Source organism: Marinobacter nanhaiticus D15-8W (assembly GCF_036511935.1).
GTDB classification, from domain to species: Bacteria; Pseudomonadota; Gammaproteobacteria; order Pseudomonadales; family Oleiphilaceae; genus Marinobacter_A; species Marinobacter_A nanhaiticus.
In genome coordinates this window covers 1,161,276-1,177,237 of the sequence record NZ_AP028878.1, presented here as the reverse complement: position 1 = coordinate 1,177,237, position 15,962 = coordinate 1,161,276, and the positions used below count along the sequence as shown (strand labels likewise).

10 protein-coding genes and 1 pseudogene are annotated in these 15,962 nt (G+C 56.4%); 2 read left to right on the top strand and 9 right to left on the bottom strand.

What is annotated here, in order from left to right:
* Window positions 1-121 precede the first annotated feature (121 nt).
* From RE428_RS05355 to RE428_RS05330, 6 genes are all read right to left on the bottom strand, one after another.
* Window positions 122-4,777, bottom strand: coding sequence for a cadherin-like domain-containing protein (locus RE428_RS05355; protein WP_004580950.1), 4,656 nt, complete (start codon window positions 4,775-4,777; stop codon window positions 122-124).
* Between the two features lie 283 nt (window positions 4,778-5,060).
* Window positions 5,061-5,207 carry a hypothetical protein gene (locus RE428_RS05350; RefSeq protein WP_154660746.1) on the bottom strand — a complete coding sequence of 49 codons (147 nt, stop codon included), beginning with the start codon at window positions 5,205-5,207 and terminating at the stop codon, window positions 5,061-5,063.
* A 61-nt stretch (window positions 5,208-5,268) separates the two neighbouring features.
* Window positions 5,269-5,958, bottom strand: a complete 690-nt coding sequence (locus RE428_RS05345) for a response regulator transcription factor (protein WP_004580948.1) — start codon at window positions 5,956-5,958, stop codon at window positions 5,269-5,271.
* A 73-nt stretch (window positions 5,959-6,031) separates the two neighbouring features.
* Window positions 6,032-7,414: a sensor histidine kinase gene (locus tag RE428_RS05340; RefSeq protein ID WP_004580947.1), complete on the bottom strand. Its 1,383-nt coding sequence runs from the start codon at window positions 7,412-7,414 to the stop codon at window positions 6,032-6,034.
* A gap of 215 nt (window positions 7,415-7,629) precedes the next feature.
* Window positions 7,630-8,181 (bottom strand): PEP-CTERM sorting domain-containing protein, encoded by a 552-nt coding sequence (locus tag RE428_RS05335; RefSeq protein ID WP_004580946.1) that lies wholly within the window; start codon window positions 8,179-8,181, stop codon window positions 7,630-7,632.
* Between the two features lie 366 nt (window positions 8,182-8,547).
* Complete coding sequence (locus tag RE428_RS05330; RefSeq protein WP_169334061.1) at window positions 8,548-8,709, bottom strand: hypothetical protein; 162 nt, start codon at window positions 8,707-8,709, stop codon at window positions 8,548-8,550.
* Window positions 8,710-9,134: 425 nt separating this feature from the next.
* Here RE428_RS05330 and RE428_RS05325 point away from each other — a divergent pair, with 425 nt between their 5' ends.
* Together RE428_RS05325 and RE428_RS05320 are read left to right on the top strand one after the other, a co-directional pair.
* A complete protein-coding gene (locus tag RE428_RS05325) occupies window positions 9,135-9,293 on the top strand; it encodes a hypothetical protein (RefSeq protein WP_154660745.1) in 159 nt (52 codons plus the stop codon).
* Window positions 9,294-9,762: 469 nt separating this feature from the next.
* Window positions 9,763-10,293 (top strand): annotated as a pseudogene (locus RE428_RS05320) (polyphosphate kinase 2 family protein).
* A gap of 185 nt (window positions 10,294-10,478) precedes the next feature.
* Here the strand turns inward: RE428_RS05320 and nfsA are convergent.
* From nfsA to radD, 3 genes are all read right to left on the bottom strand, one after another.
* On the bottom strand, window positions 10,479-11,216 hold the full coding sequence (nfsA, locus tag RE428_RS05315; protein WP_004580942.1) for an oxygen-insensitive NADPH nitroreductase: 738 nt from the start codon (window positions 11,214-11,216) through the stop codon (window positions 10,479-10,481).
* Between the two features lie 428 nt (window positions 11,217-11,644).
* Window positions 11,645-13,657, bottom strand: a complete 2,013-nt coding sequence (locus tag RE428_RS05310; protein WP_040882512.1) for a methyl-accepting chemotaxis protein — start codon at window positions 13,655-13,657, stop codon at window positions 11,645-11,647.
* 339 nt (window positions 13,658-13,996) lie between these two features.
* Window positions 13,997-15,787 carry a DNA repair helicase RadD gene (radD, locus tag RE428_RS05305; RefSeq protein WP_004580940.1) on the bottom strand — a complete coding sequence of 597 codons (1,791 nt, stop codon included), beginning with the start codon at window positions 15,785-15,787 and terminating at the stop codon, window positions 13,997-13,999.
* Window positions 15,788-15,962: the final 175 nt, after the last annotated feature.

Here is a 15,962-nt window from a genome sequence, read left to right as displayed (position 1 = left end):
TCGCCCCATCGTGCTGACGCTTGAAGCGCCGAGCGGTATCCAAGGGGACAATCAAGACGACCGATTGGAGTGAAACAGGCCACGAACGGTTTACATCAGTCCGTTCTTGGCCTGTTTGGTTTTATTTCAAGAGTTCAGGAAAGCGAAACTCCATGCCTGCGGACAGGTAGTAGCTCGGATCGCGGTCGAACTCGAACCGTTGGAGTTCGGTCTTGAACGAAAACACATCGCTGAACCGGTAGTCGGCACCCAAGCCGTAATAGACATCTTCACCGCTATCCTCTGCGTCGGCGACATGGAGGGAGCCTTGCTTCGTGTCGTAGTCACCATCCCAGAAGAAAGCACCGACGCGGACATTCAGCCCCCAGCGTTGACTCAACCCGTAGCGGTAAAGTACCGAAGCCGCAGGCCCCTGGCCGGACTCCGGGTAAACATTCGCGATATCCCGATCGATGGGCGTGGAGCGGAAGCTCACTTCGGTCTCTCCCAGGTCGATATAGGCCACCTCAAAGGCAAAGCTGTCGTTGAGGCGATAGCCAGCGCCCAGCATCCCCCCCAACCGACTGCCGTCCGTCGAAGTAACCTGTGCCCGATACCCGCGATCAGCAAAGCGACGTTCAACATCCCCATCGTCAACGTCCGTGTAGGCATAGCCCAAACTGGCAGTGAGATAGATAGGCGACGGTTGCTGCCCTTGCAGCCCCTCAGCCTGGGCCGTCGGTGCCTGCGTGGACAACGTCAGTGCGGCAGCTGCACCCAGGGCGGCAACGCCGAACCGCGTCGCACCGTCCTTGCGAAGGCCTCGCTTGCGCGCGACTCTCGCAAGTCCGGCCAAGGCCAGCATCGTCAAGAGACTGACAGGCCCCATCGAACCGCCGCCGGACGTTTTCAGCTTACCGCTGCTGTCCAGCCCTGCGATCGTCGCGACGCCACCGGGATCGAGTACCGACCCGTTTGCCTGACCGTCAGCGTCGTTCGGACCGCCGTCTTCTATCGTCAATTGCACACACCAGTCCCCCACATTCAGGCCAGGCCGATATTGGCCGCTACCCGGTGTCGGGCAGAAGCCCGGCTCGCCCGGTGCCGACGCCAGTTGGTTTTTGTCGTCCTGGAAGAAATCCTGCCAACCGGCGGATTCGCTGTATTTCCGGTAGATCGGGTTCTCCGGAACCGCCGCCCGCTGGGGTACCACAATGCGTACGCTCTGGCCGGCCTGCGGAAGGTCATCCACCGTAAAGTCGAACACACCACCGACATTGGTCGCGGCGATATCCTCCGGCAAGTGGGTCGGGCTGTTCGCACCGATGTCGCTGCCATCGATAAGACGGCTGCCACCGCGCGAGGCAAAGCGGGAGAACACACCCAATTTCAGGCAGCTACCCGGATCGCTTTCCATCAGGTAACGCTGATAATCCGCAACCTCCTCCGGAACGACGCTACAGGCATGGGACTGGCTATCGAGGTAGTCCGGAATGCCATCCTGGTCCGCATCGCCATACCCTTCTTCGGCATCGGGAATGCCATCGCCATCGCTATCGGCCGTCGGGGAAAGCGCCGGCAACGTATCCACCACCTGCAGGTGCACCGTCACGGTATCCTGCAAGGCTGGGCTTCCGTCGTCCGTCACAACCAGGGTTACAGCGTAGTCCTGGCCCGGCTCCATCACACTGGGGTCCAGCGTGACCGTATCGTCGTTCCGGTCGCGGTCGATCATGATGCCAGTGTCCCATTCATAGCTATGGGTATCCCCGGTATTGGCATCCATCACGAGCCCGCTTATGACCGCGGGGGCACCGTCACGCAGCAACATCAATCGATTCTCGCCACCCTGCGTCACCTTCAGGGACGCCTGGGGCGCGATGTTCCTTTCACTGATAGTCAACACGTGGCGATAGGATGGGCTGCGATTCAGGCTCTTATCGAGGGTGACAACCATCGTCTCGTCCACCTCCGGCACGGAATCCTTAACGGTGCGTACCGCAATCGTGGTGGTCAGGCCCGCGTTGATCACGGCCGTACCGCTCACCAGGTCATGATCCGCCGGATTGAGGGCCGTACCGCTCACGGTATACGGCACTTTGACCGGATAGGCAGGCGCCGGCCCATTGAGCACGACCTGGATGGTCGCCATGGCACCCTCGGGTACCGTCTGGTCCTTGCTGAGACTAACCAGCGGTTCAACGTTCAGGATCTGCCCAGCAGTGCCCGTGTTGCCCTTGGCATCCTTCGCGGCCCAGACAATTGTGTGCTTGCCGGGCGGGAAGAAGGGCTCATCGTCAACCAGTGACCGGGGATATGGCGAGCAGCAATTGACACCGTCAACGCTATCGCTCGCAGTGGCTTTGCCGAGCGACTCGAGCTGGGTGCGTGAGATCTTGGTGTAGAGCCCGGTCGCACTCACCGTAACTTCCGGCGGCGCCATTACCTCAGGCGGGGTGTTATCCCGGTAGCTCTTCGGATCTTTCGGATCCGTACCGTCTATCTTGGTTTCGACATAGTCAGGCACACCATCGCCGTCTTCATCCTTGTAGTCCTTCGGATCGCCGGGATCCGTGCCTTCGACCAGTTCCACCTCATCGGGCACACCATCACCGTCACTGTCAGGATTCGACTTCGTCGTTATTGAAAACGGTCCGACCGTCGCCGTGCCGCCGTCCGTATCCGCGACCGTAATGACGATGTTGCTAGCCGTTCCTGCATCGCTGTTCGCAGGCGTACCGCTGAGCGTACCGGTTGCTGTGTCGAATGACGCCCAGGATGGCATGTTCTGGATCGTGAAGGTAAAGCCGCCGGTCGAATCGACATCCGTCACCGTGGGGGTATAGCGATACGGTTCACGGGCAGTCGCGTTATTTCCGGGAAGATTCGTGATCTCAGGGGGATCGTTGACGTTGGTGAAGCGGATCAGCGCATCGGCTGGTACCGTTGAAGCCGTACCGTCGGATGCCGACACCTTATAGACGGGCGCCTCTTCGCCACCATCGTGCACGAAGTTCACCTGGCCCAGATCGACCTGCTGCTGCGTGAACGAGGTGACCGCCACACCGGGCGCCGAGATCAGCTCAAACTGCCCGTGGGTCAAGTCGGAAACGGTCAGCGTAATCTGGTCGCGATCCGTGTCCGGGTCACCGTAATTGATGTTTTCCGTACTCAGCGTGGTGGTACTGCCTTCCACCACCGTCAACGCGTTCGCCGCCTCCACCGGCCCGCCACTGGTTGGCCGGGTGGGATGGGCCTGGACGTTCACGAAGAAGTTATAGGAATTGCTACGGCGATCCGGGTCCTCAATAAACAGGGACAGGTTCCGGTCACCAGGTTCACGCAGCGCGAAGGTATCCTGGTAAGTGAGCGCACGCACCAGGGCCGTCAATGCCGTCGGCGTGGAATGGCTACCGGTCAGGTGAATCGTCAATGCGCGCCCGACACCATCTTCATCGGCATCCACGTCACCGATCAGATTGCCCTCATAGTAGATCTGGTCGCCCATCCGGTTGATCTGGCCAGCACCGTCACCGGAAGACATCACGCCCAGTATTTCCTGAGTGCCGTCCGTGAAACTGACGTTGAACTTGAGTTTGCCGCCACTGAAATGGGTGTTGTCCCGGTCGGTGACCACGGCATCCTGATTCTCATCGACCCGCTGTTCCGGAATGTCGGCGTAGAACGTGCGATCGGCCTCGAGGTTGGCGATTTTCGGCGCATCGGGATCGGGCACGATAAAGTTCAGGATGAGGTAATTCTTGGTGAAGCTATCCGTGGTGTCCCGGATTTCGAATGTAATGGGATAGGCAGCCGGCAGCAGGTCGGCGGGATCGAACGTGAACTGACCTTCCGTGCCTTCCGAAAGCGCGCCCTGGACATCGCCAAGACTGGTCGATTCGATTGCCGTTCCATTCACGTCGAAGGTGTAGGTCGTCCCCTTCTCCACAATGATATTGCGGGTCTCGGTGACGTTATCCGACGTGGTGAACTGGACAGCCTTCTTGTTTTGCAGATACAGGATGAAATCGACGTGAGACTTGGACTTGATCACGCCGTTTGAGTCCACATCCTCGGCAACCACACCGGCACTGTAGAGCCCCGGCGCCAGGTTGCCCGAGTTCGCCCAGTTAATGACACCGGTATTCGGGTTGATAGAGAAGCCGTCCGGCTGCACCGAACCACTACCACCGAGTTCATTCACGTTAGCGAGCCGGAACTTGAGCTTGTCCGCGTTCGGGTCCGTCGAACCGGTATTGAAGGTCCAGTTCAGCAAGGTCGAGCCATCCTGCTGCAACTGGGGTACCTCGAAGATAATGGGCAGGTCGATCTTGGGCGCCAGATTACGGTTGGCGAGGTTGATCGTACTCTGGATATTCCAGTCGCCATTCGCGTTATTGACCAGATTCGAGATACGGCAGCAACTGGTGTAGTTCAGCGCGTACGTCGTATTGAGGTCCAGATCCTTGGCCTGGAAAATCTTGGTACTGAGCTCATACTGCCCATTGGCGTCGGGGCTTTCGCTCAGTTTGGTCAGCGTTCCGGTTCCAACCTCGCTGAACGTCAGTGCCGGCGTGGCATTGATCGCAGCCGCCGAGGGAGGCGTGCCGCCGTTCAAACGCCATGCGGTCTTTACCGTGACCTGGACATCGTTTTTCTGACCGTCGCCATCCAGATCCACCGATTGCCATGTGATCGACCCACCTCGGAAGTGACTCGCCAAAGCGGCCGTAGATGCCAAACTGGCAACGATCAGCAACACACAACTGCTGATCACCTTGAGAGAACGAGAACTCATGACGGAATGAACCTCCAGCGCATTTTTAGTTATTCAGCACGTGCCTGTTTATGCCTCAGTCAACGTAGGCCGAGCCGTCGGTGGCGTTACCACGACAAAGCGAGGCCTTGAGACGGCCGGCCACGACGTTCCTTAACGTGAACCAGGGTGACTGCAAGGAGGTCGGCGTTCGGATCCAAGCGAGTCGCGCAACCAACCACGCCTTGGGCGTACAGCCCCAAGGCAAAACCAGGTCGTCCTATCGCTGGTTGTTCATGGGCAAGTTCAGACGTCAAACCGTGAATCAGCCTGCATCCATCACCTGCATGTCTGCGAGCACCGGGGCGGTGGAATACGACCCACCCATGACCCGGCTGTCGTCGACCGTAACGGTCCAGTGAAATAACGCGGTAAAACCGCGCCATAGCGGGATTTGGGGGAAATCTATCACGGGGGAACCTCGAATTATCTTTCGAGTTGTAACACCGTCAGGCGCAGCTCAGCCGGTCGCTTCAGGAACAGATCCTGACCGGCTCGCTAAACTGGTAGCCAAGGCTGTGAACGGTTTTGATGGGAAGGGTGTAGCGGTCGTTGGTGAAGCGGCGACGAAGGCGGGAAATGTTGATATCGAGGCGTCGGCTCTCAGGCTCGTAGTCTTCTACGCCCAAGGCTTCGTAGAGCTGCGACCGGCGTACTGTCTCGCCTGCATGGGAAGCCAGAGCCTGAAGCAGATTGCGCTCTGATATAGACAGTGTATGTCGTTCGCCATCGGGAGTGGTGAGTAGCCATTGAGAGATATCCAGCACCCACCTTTCCGCTGGCCTGGCTATGCTTTCGCTCCCCTTTCGGCGACTCGCAATGACCGCCAGCAGTTCGCGGATATCCACCGGCTTTGGTAGGTAGTAGTCAGCGCCGGAGTGAAGTCCATCGACACGGTTTTCGACGGTCTTCAGCGCCGACATCATGATGATGTCGAGATGCCGCGTCTGTTTTATCTGACGGGCGATATCCAGGCCCGTCGCGTCAGGCAGGTTAACGTCGAGCAGCAGCAAATCCGGCTCGAACCGCTGCAAGATCTCATGCATTTGCGCTGCGGTCGCTGCCTCCCTGACGTCCATCCCATATTGCTCGAGAATCGCTTTGATCGGCGCACTGAACTCAGGTTCATCGTCGACAATCAGCACTCGGGTGTCGGCATGCATAGTATCTCCGTCGACCATAAACTCATGGAATGGGCGGATAAAACGCAAGAAAACCATAGCACAGTTGTTGAGGCTAACCGCTATAACCTGAAGCGCTGGCAAGCGGCAGGGTCAGTGCAAAGCGCGTCAGCTCATCACTCTCCAGGGTAATCTTGCCACCGTGGCGTTCCGCTATACGCTTTACGAAGTACAACCCCAATCCCGACCCGGTCGCCTTTCGGCTGTTCTCCGCCCTGAAGTATTTTTCGAACACCGTGTGCCGCTGAGCATCGGGTATACCGGGGCCATCGTTAACCACGATTACCGATATCTCGCCAGTGGCACGATCCAGACGAACTTCGATGTTGTCCAGGTTGGCCGCATATTTCCGGGCGTTATCGATCAGATTGGATAAGAGGATATGCACCATGAAGGGATCGCCCTGAATCTCTACCCTGCTCGCCCCACACCCGTTAACGAAGCGGACGCTGTTTTCCTGGCATAGCTGTTCGAGCAAGGCCGCAATATCGATGCGTTCGAATCGATAGTCATCACTATCGACGGCCTGGGATATAAGAGCACCATTCAGACTATCGTCCACCAAGCCCGCCAATCGTGTGGAGGTACTCCGTATCCGGTCAACGCTGTCTTCGATGAAACGATCAGGCGCTTTTGTACAAACCAGGATGGAATCGGCGTTGGCTTTGATGATACTGAGCGGCGTTTTGAACTCATGCGTCAGCATGGCAAGAAAATTCTGCTGGTCCTGCAAAGTCTGGTGGGCCACGTCCCTGGCCACTTCGAGGTCGGCAAGACGATGATTCAATGTTTCACGCAGACGCTCCGAAGCCATGACGATAATGCCGACGGTGATTCCGATAATTTCAATGATGCCCCAGATAAAAATCACGTACATCGAATACCCTTTCACCTCCAGAAGCACGCCGCGCCCAACAGGGTAAAGGAGTGTCGCTATCATTCTGAAGAGCGCAAGCGAGCTGAAAATGGCAAACAGGATACTTAACGCGCGGCGTCCGGGCAGCCGTTCCGCGCCCTCCCAGAGAACCTTGGCCGGCATCATCCCGAGCACGAACAATCCCAACGAACTCAGGACAATGCGCAGGCCCAGATAGTCGCTGCCATGGAATATCAGCAATAACGGCATCAAGACACCGATGACGATGGCTGGCAGTCGCCAATCCTGGCGGCGGTTATCGAAGAGCCGGGCGGCCTGGTAATAGAAAGCGAACGCGAGAAAGTAACCAATATTCGTAAACAGGATGGAGACCAACACGCCGACCTGCTCCCGCCCCAGCAGAAATAGCGAGGCAACAACCTGCCAGCCGCCGGCAATGGCCGCCTGCTTAAGACCCGCCACTTCAGGTAATAGTCGATAGAAAAAGTACATGGACATCGCTGCGACAAACGTGGTGATGGCCAGGATTGCAACGAGCGTTCGGAAATCAAGATTTAACATTGTCGCGTCGTATGGGGCAGCAAACAGAAAAAAAACTTCGGGGATTCAGCCCGCAGTATAGTTCGACGAAGGGTACAACCATCCGCAAGGAAGCGAGACCAACCTTCGATAGATACCAAGATTTAATGAAAGGGGGGTGTACTGGAAGATGGCGCGCGGAACGCCCCGGTTGGGATAGTCGGTACCTTCGAGCAACGAAGGTACCGACCGAGCGTTCAAACGTTACGGCGACGCTTGCTACCCATACCTACGCCAAGCAGGCCCAGGCCCAGCAGCGCCAGGGAGGCCGGCTCCGGTACCTCGTGAGCCTCTACGATGGCGTCAAGTCGTGAGGTTTTCCACCAGAAGTCGTTGTGGCCCGCCCACCACTCGGTGTCCAGAGCGGTCACGGTGACCTCGAGCATGCCGAGTGAATTAAGCGCAGAGATACCCGCAGGGCCTACGCCCAGCACACGAACGTCGAATCCGAACAGGTGGGTGCCACCCACTTCATAGGTACCGCTCAATCCGGCGCCGGTAATACCGGCCAGATCCAACGCGAAATCACCGAACAAGGTGCCGTCAGAGAAGCTCAACGTCAGTGAAGCCGCGGTCACAAAGAAATCAGTAGGCACGCCGTCATCAGTCAGGTCGTGCGTAATGGTCTTCGATTGACCTTCATTCAGGAAGGTATAGGGATTATTCACATCCGTGATGACCAAAGCCGACGCAGATGAGGCTAATCCAAGAGAAAGTACAAACGCTAGCGTTTTATAGAGCACTGCCATTGCTCTTACTCCTTTTTAGTATTTTAAAATCTAATCACGGACAAGCCATAAGCACAAAACGCTCCATAAAAAACAAATAACATTAAAAACAATTAACTAATTAGGAATTAAAAAGGCTTGGCCAATCGACATGTAAATTAAATCGACGTTAAAGGCCGTGTTCGTGCGAAGGCTTTGCGCACGCTAGCGACTTCGGGGAACTGATTTCAAAGAGAGGAGGGCTACGCGAGGCTGGTCAACTTTAAAGTTTATGACTTCGCTACTGTTCTTGACTTTGAGAATTCCAGCGTTTCGAGCTGAACGAAGCATGGCTTGGACAAAAAAGTACGCGCCCTCAAGCTTGCCAGGCGCGATCTGTGCCGATGTTCATTTTGCTTTCTGGGCACTCTGCTTTGACCCTTGATCCTCGTACTGCTTACTTCTGCCTTTATCCACATACTCGATTGTTCCGCCCGCTTTTAGGAAAGCAGCCGTCTGCTCCTCGATCATGGCAGTCGTCAATGTCGCCTTCTCAGGTTTCTTACTCATCATATCCTCCAGGTTAACGGTCAGCTTTTGCGCCAACTACGGTCCCCCATGATAAGCGATACAGGAAAAGAATGTTTGAAGCGAGTATGTTTCATCCAACGGCGGCGAAAGACTAGACCCGACGAGAACAGTGCGCGTTGCCACCTTCTGCATCCCCCGGATCAATTTCGGCCTTTAATGCCCTAGCGACTGGGTGATCCAGACCCGCCTAAGCCTGCACCGGTAGCAAAGGAAGCCCTGTCGTTCATGCGTTTCGCGAATGGCACCGAATAGTGTCTATAATTTTTACACCACCCAAATATGCGTCAACTATATTTACACTCGACTTACAGCCGGCGCCTTATCTATCTGATATTCCGTTCATTTTTACAACTGGCCTACAAAATGCTGAAGCCAGAGTGGACCCATAACAAGGATGATTAGCTATGAAGTACGTTATCACTGGACTGGTCTTCTCTGCCCTCTCCGCTACCGCCAATGCAACAAGCCTCGTAGCACCTATCGAAGTGCCTGAACCAGGCATGCTGGGCTTTCTTGCTGCCGGCCTGACCGCACTTGTTGCCTTCAAGATGGCCGATGAGTAAGTGAAATAATCGCCGTGAAGAATGGCAACGAATGCTTAAAAAACGAAAGAGTAAAAAGGGACAAGTTGGCAAGGATGCCCTCGTGCCGGGAAAGCAAACAGCGAGAACTGGCTGCCGGTCCTTTGGTCCTGTCCTGTTCCCCGCCGAAGGAGCCAGATCGATTTAATATTGATCTGCCCATCCAAGTAACTCACCTTCCCGCCATCTTGCTTGCACCACAGCCAGACAGAGAGTATCGGACGGGGATATTGATAAACGGACCTACGCTCAAAAATTAAATCGTTCTACCCCATATCACCACAACTGGATTATGCGACAGGCCGGCTGTGAAATAGAGGAGATGGTAACCCGCGGGTTGTAGCTAAGCTCACCAAGAAGGACGACGAGCATGCGGTAAACAAACTGCGGACTGATATTTGCGAGATGCAGCGCCGGGTGCACGAGACCAGAGCCCGGATCTTGCTCTTGTTTGAGGGGCCGGATACTAGGGCAAGGGCGGCGTTATATTCCCCACCTACCCGCCGGCGGCGGGGCGGTCCTGTTCGACCGCAGTTGGTACGGGGGTGCAGCGGTTCATGGGATGCTGTTCCGCAGAAGATATGGCAAGTTCGTTCGCACCTGCCCAGCTTTCGAGCGTTCTCTGGTTGAAACCGGCATTCGGCTGCTCAAGCACTGACCGGATGCTGACCCCGAGGAGCAGGAGGAGCCCTTCCGCGAACGAATCGAGGACCCTCCCAAGCACTGGAAACTCTCCCTAATGGATATTGAAGCAATTCGCCGTTACTACGACTATTGGTGTGCCTACGATGCGATGTTAATCATGACCCAAACCAGCTACGTTCCCTGGCATATTGTCGACACCAACGACCAGGAACGGGCGTACCTATACTGCATTGCTCACCTAGTCGACAGCGCACCCTGGACCCGTCCCTCTTCGGATAGCCCAAGTTGCCCAAGAGGTGGGCCCCGGGCGACTATCAGCCGTCGCACCCCGCCGTAAATCACGTTGAGGAAGGCTGTTAGGGCGGGTTTGGCTTGTAAGGATCTGAATCCCGGATAAAAAACGAGTACGTGGTCGAGTTCGTTAAAGCTAAATCGCTCTGCCCCTCATCACCGCCTATCATCCATGAATGAAGTAGACCGCCCCCATTTGAATATCCGAATACGATGACACCGCCAAAGTCGCTATTTCATCTCAAAGCCCCTGGCTCGCAGGAAGTCACGCATGTGACCGCGCAGTTTGGTGGAAAATAGCGGTTTAAGTTGTTCTGACCAGGTGGAGTGTTTTTTGCCGGCGCTACGTGCCTGGTAATAAGCGCTGATGGTGTCGTCGTACTCCGCCACCAGCGCCACGTCCTGTTCATCCTCGTAGTAATCCCGCTTCAGGATCGTCGCCATAGGAAGGCGCGGTTTGATTTCAGGTTTTTGGTCAGGATAACCAATGCACATACCAAACACCGGGTAGACATGGTCTGGCAGGCGGAGCAGTGTGCTCACCTCGGCAGGGTCGTTGCGAATGCCACCAATGTAACAGACACCCAAGCCCTCAGATTCTGCTGCTGTCGCCACGTTCTGGGCAACCAGAGCAGTATCAACAGTGGCCACTAATAATTGCTCTGTCGTACCTCTGACCACCTCGATTCCCGCACGTTCGGCGGCATCGGTGGGCCGCTTCATATCAGCGCAGAACACCAGGAAATGCGAGCAATCCAATACATAATGTTGGCCACCACTCAGCTCCGCCAGGGCTTTGCAGATTTTCTTGTTGGTGACATGGATAATGGAATAGGCTTGGATGTGACTGGAGGTGGCAGCGCTCTGGCCTGCACGAATCAGCTCTTCAAAAAGCTCGTTGCGAATCTTCCAGTCCAGAAATTTACGAATAGAACGGTGTGACTTGAGCAGTTTAATCGTTGGGTTCATGCTACCCTCTTTCTCATCCTGAGAATCAAATAGCCTGCCATCGCTTCGCAGAGCTCGCATAGCCAGTTTTACAGCATGGCGGCGCTCAGTTAATAAAGTTAGTCTCCCACCGAATAAAGCAAGAATTCGTGACCTATGACTATAGGACAGGCTGTTCCCCGGTGCTAGTCGTTAAGGACCCGCGCCCTGGACCAGGTTTTGTTGCCGATGGATGCTTCATCCTGAAAACATCAGATCGAACTAATCCTTATCATTTGCGCCAGGGGAACAGAAATCTCAGGTAGATACATCCCTTCCTTACTTGGTGCGGGTCAAGCCCACTCGTATGGCCAAGCCAGTCCGTTGGCTTGAGGGTTATGGAATTTAGTTGGGACGAAAGGCTACGCCGAGTTGGTCAAAACCAAATCGATCGGACACTCATCATCCTGCTAAACCGTGGCCGGTAGCCGGAACTCGTTAGCCAAATCCTGGAGCTGCCTGGCCAGGCGGGCCTGTTCGCCGGTTACCTGGGTAATTTCCTGCGAACCCGTTAGGGTCAGGATAGCGACCTCGCTTACCGACTCCATGTTGCCAGACACCTCACGGGTCACGGAAACCTGCTGCTCAGAGGCTGCCGCAATCTGCGTCGCCATATCGGATATACGGCCCACATCGGCCAGAATGTCCGCCAAGGTTTTTTCCAGTTCTCCGGCACTGTCGCTAGTCTGTGTGGCCAGCTGGTAGCTGGCTGTTACCGAGCGGCCGGCATTTTCGGTAATGTCGCGGAAGCCATTGATGATGCCTTCGATCTCAGTGGTCGACTCGTGGGTCTGGCGCGCCAGGGTACGGACCTCGTCCGCAACCACCGCGAAGCCCCGGCCATGCTCGCCGGCCCGGGCCGCCTCGATAGCCGCATTGAGTGCAAGGAGGTTGGTCTGGTCTGCGACTTGGCGAATGACATTGATGACTTCACTAATGGTTCCGCTCCGCCCTTCCAGCTCTTCAATAACCTGATTGACCTGCTGCACCGATTGGACCAGTTCATGGATTCGCTCGACGCTGGTCCGCAGTACCCGCTCACCTTCGCGACTCTTGTCGGTCGCGCTGGTTGCAGCCTCGGCCACCTGCTGGGTGTTGCGGGAAATTTCCTCCGACGTAGCGGACATCTCCTCGGTTGCCGCGGCCACTTGCTCGATCTGCTGTTGCTGGTTCCGCACCTGACCGGCATTCTGGGAGGCCGTTGAACTGGTTTCCTCAGTGGCGGTGGCAAGCTGCACACTGGCTTGATCGATTTGACGCAACGCCTGGCCAAAGCGCTGGAACAGGTCATTGACGGCCCGTCCGATATCACCTATCTCATCCCGCGAGGTGACGGTCAGCGGCTGAGACAGATCCTTGTTATCCATGGCATAACGAACACCCTCCAGCAGGTTGCGCACCTGACCGGTGATCGCCGCGGTAATCAACCCAACCAGGACAAGCACCAACACCACCGCACCGGCAGCCATTACGGAAGTGGTCACCAACGCGCTACGCGCTGCGGACACCTCGGCCTGTGTCACGACGGCGACTTCATCGAGAAGGTCATTGCGAATTCCGTTCAGGACCTCGATACGGTCCGTGGCTTCGTCAAACCATTGCCCCGGGGTCATTTGCAGTATGCCGGTCTCGCTCAGGATCAAGGTATTGCGTAGCTTGCCCATGGCGCGGGCATTGGCCGACGCCACGGCTGCCTTGACCGTCTCGCGCGATTCCTCGTCAAGCATCTCGGCAGCGGACCTGAACAGTGCCACCTGCTGGCCATAGAGCTCGGTAATGCGGGCTGCGGTTTCAAGACTGAACTGATTACTCTGGACCAGCCCAGCACCGATCGCCCGCTCCCTGCCCGCCATCTCTACACCCTCCGACAGGCCATGATAGGCGGCCATCAGGCGGGTGACGGTCGCAGAGGACGAGCGGCGGAGGATCCGGCCCTCAAGATCGATAACGTCAGTGATCAGATCGGTATAGAAGCGCGCGGATTCTGCGCCGGTTTTTTCCAGCCGGTCCACCGCCTGTCGCAGCCCCCCCAGTTTCTGCAACTCGCCGAGAAACTGCTCGGCGCCACTGACAATACTCTCCGGCAGGTTGCCCGCCGCCAGTAAGGGCTGAACCTGCTGCCGGAAGTCACGGATGGCCGCATCTGTGTCAGCTCGCTGGGTTTGAAGGCCCGATTCTGCCTCCTGGCTCTGACCGCCCGAGGCGATGTAGACCGCAGAACGCCCCCGCTCCCGCTGGAGGTTCTCCACGACCGGCGCCCCCAGCCGGACCTGCTCGATCATAGCCTGCAGCACGCGCGTGTTGTGGAAATTGTCATAGCTTGCAGAGATTCGGCCTGCCGCAAATATGAGAATGACGATCAAGGCTGGAGCAACCAGCGTAAGGAGCTTCGCCTTCATTGATAGGCGACTTAAAATAGACATGCAAAGTATCCCGACGTGCGAACTGATAAAGCCGTAGCTTAATGGCTGATTATCGAGTGCGCCATCCGCCAAAAGTGATGAAAAAGAGGTAGTTACAGCATAGTTAAGCTGCGTAACGCCGTGTTAACGCAATGGAAATTAAGGCGTTTATTGGGGATTCCCGATGGGTGAGGGAGGTACCCCATAAGGAGTATCGTTAGAGTGTGAAGGCTTGGTCAGAGCTAAATGCTTGCTCTGATAAGTACTTACCGGAATAACCCGATAAAATGTTATTTTTCGCAAATGCGCGGTAAGCCCTGTCGATACATGGGGACTCGTTTGACGACGCGCTGATCCAACCTACACCTCATTCGCCTTACGATAAGGCCCCCGATAATCGAAGATCCTCTCCTGCACCTGCCAATAATGCTTCTGCTTGCGGGCGATGACGAAATCCGGCGCCGACAACAGGGCTTGCATCTCAAGCACCTCCCCCACCCCGCTGAACATTCTCGGGGCCTGGCTATTGGCGAAACGACGCCCGAACAGCTTGTTGAAGACGGTGCGCTGCGCCGGCTTACCGAAATCGAACGACTCGCTGAGTTCCTCCCCATCCTCACCGTGATAGGTGATCTTCAGTTTTTCGTCGTTTCTGCTGTTAGGGGCGCCTAACGTAATCCCGGCGCACCGAATCACCATGGCGTCCTTGAGTTTCAGTGCGTCTCTTAGCTGATCGTCGGGATCGATGATGGCCTTTTGGCACTGATGGCAGTTTCGGGCGGCGATATCATTCTCGCCACCGCAGTGTGGGCATTCCTTGAAGCGAAAACGGTAGTCGCACTGCTGAGGTCGTGCGCTTTGCGCAGAAACACTCTCCTCATCCGCAGGCTCAAGCAATCCCTGACAGCGCCGGCCGTAGTGTTCGATCACAAGACCGTCACCATCGGTTTTGCCCCAGAAGATGTTGGCGAAACCACAGCCGGGGCAGAAGACCTGGACCGGTACACTGTCGGCATCCGGTTTCGGCTCCCCCACCTCCGGATGATGAAGGTTCACGTTGTTGCCCGCGTAATCGATGACGAGACAATCCTGCTTACCCTCATCTAGTCGAAGACCGCGACCCACGATCTGCTGATACAGGCTGACCGACTGGGTCGGACGAAGGATGGCGATAAAGTCCACATGGGGCGCATCGAAGCCTGTGGTGAGCACAGATACGTTAACCAGGTACTTTAACTGCCGCTGCTTGAAGCGCTGGATCAGCGATGCCCGTTCCGTCAGGTCGGTCGCGCCGGTCACCAGGGCAGTTTGGCGTTCCGGCAGATAGCTGGTGATCTCACGTGCATGATCCACCGTGGCCGCAAAAATCATCACACCCTGGCGCTCCTCGGCCAGCTCCATCACTTGCTCGATGATGGAACGGGTCACACGCGGGTGTTTGCTCAGCAGTTGGTTGACGTCCCGCTCGGCGTATTCGCCAAAGCGGTCCTGAGGCAGCGTGGAGAAATCGTATTGCGCCACCGCTGCGTTCACCAGCTCAGGTTTGGTGAGATACCCGCGGTTGATCATGTAGCGCAACGGCAATTCGTAAATGCAGTGCTGAAAGGGTTTGTCCTGATCTTCACTAGAACCGCGAACAAAACCCCGGTAGTGATAGCGATAGATCCAGCCCATCGCCAAACGATAGGGTGTGGCGGTCAGCCCAAGCACCTTGAGGGCGTCATTCTGTTGCCGCAGCAGCTCGATGATCCGTTGATACTGACTGGTTTCCTCGCCACTGACCCGATGACATTCATCGATAATGACCAACGAGTATTCGTCCCGGAACTGATCCAGGTTCGCCGCGACGGACTGCACGCTGGCAAAGGTCACCTGATGCCGGCTTTCCTTTTGTTTCAGTCCGGCGGAGAAGATGCCGCCCGTTAAACCGTAGCTCTCGTACTTGGCGTGATTCTGCTCTACCAGCTCTTTGACGTGGGTCAGCACCAGAATCTTGCGTCGGGCCAGGCGGGCCAACTCGGCAATGACCAGGCTTTTACCCGCACCGGTGGGAAGCACGATCACGGCCGACTCGTCGGATTGGCGGAAGTGCCGCAGCGTGGCATCGACCGCTTCCTGTTGGTAAGGCCGCAGTTTGAAAGGTGCGTTCATTTGCAGGGCTTAATCGTTATCGGGGTGATGGGGCGAACATAGTAGCAAATGGTGGTGCCTTACCTGTGGGTCGTTTCCATTTGCGTGGCGGAGCCAGTCCGTTGGCTAGTCAGACTGGGGTTACAGCGAAAACGAAACGTTACGCAGAGTCTGCCCAAGTGGAATCTAACCACAC

What these genes read in the sequence shown, in the direction of transcription:
- RE428_RS05355 (WP_004580950.1), bottom strand. Translation starts at nt 4,777, where the DNA reads ATGAGTTCTCGTTCTCTCAAGGTGATCAGCAGTTGTGTGTTGCTGATC.
- RE428_RS05345 (WP_004580948.1), bottom strand. Translation starts at nt 5,958, where the DNA reads ATGCATGCCGACACCCGAGTGCTGATTGTCGACGATGAACCTGAGTTC.
- RE428_RS05340 (WP_004580947.1), bottom strand. Translation starts at nt 7,414, where the DNA reads ATGTTAAATCTTGATTTCCGAACGCTCGTTGCAATCCTGGCCATCACC.
- RE428_RS05335 (WP_004580946.1), bottom strand. Translation starts at nt 8,181, where the DNA reads ATGGCAGTGCTCTATAAAACGCTAGCGTTTGTACTTTCTCTTGGATTA.
- RE428_RS05330 (WP_169334061.1), bottom strand. Translation starts at nt 8,709, where the DNA reads ATGAGTAAGAAACCTGAGAAGGCGACATTGACGACTGCCATGATCGAG.
- RE428_RS05325 (WP_154660745.1), top strand. Translation starts at nt 9,135, where the DNA reads ATGAAGTACGTTATCACTGGACTGGTCTTCTCTGCCCTCTCCGCTACC.
- nfsA (WP_004580942.1), bottom strand. Translation starts at nt 11,216, where the DNA reads ATGAACCCAACGATTAAACTGCTCAAGTCACACCGTTCTATTCGTAAA.
- RE428_RS05310 (WP_040882512.1), bottom strand. Translation starts at nt 13,657, where the DNA reads ATGTCTATTTTAAGTCGCCTATCAATGAAGGCGAAGCTCCTTACGCTG.
- radD (WP_004580940.1), bottom strand. Translation starts at nt 15,787, where the DNA reads ATGAACGCACCTTTCAAACTGCGGCCTTACCAACAGGAAGCGGTCGAT.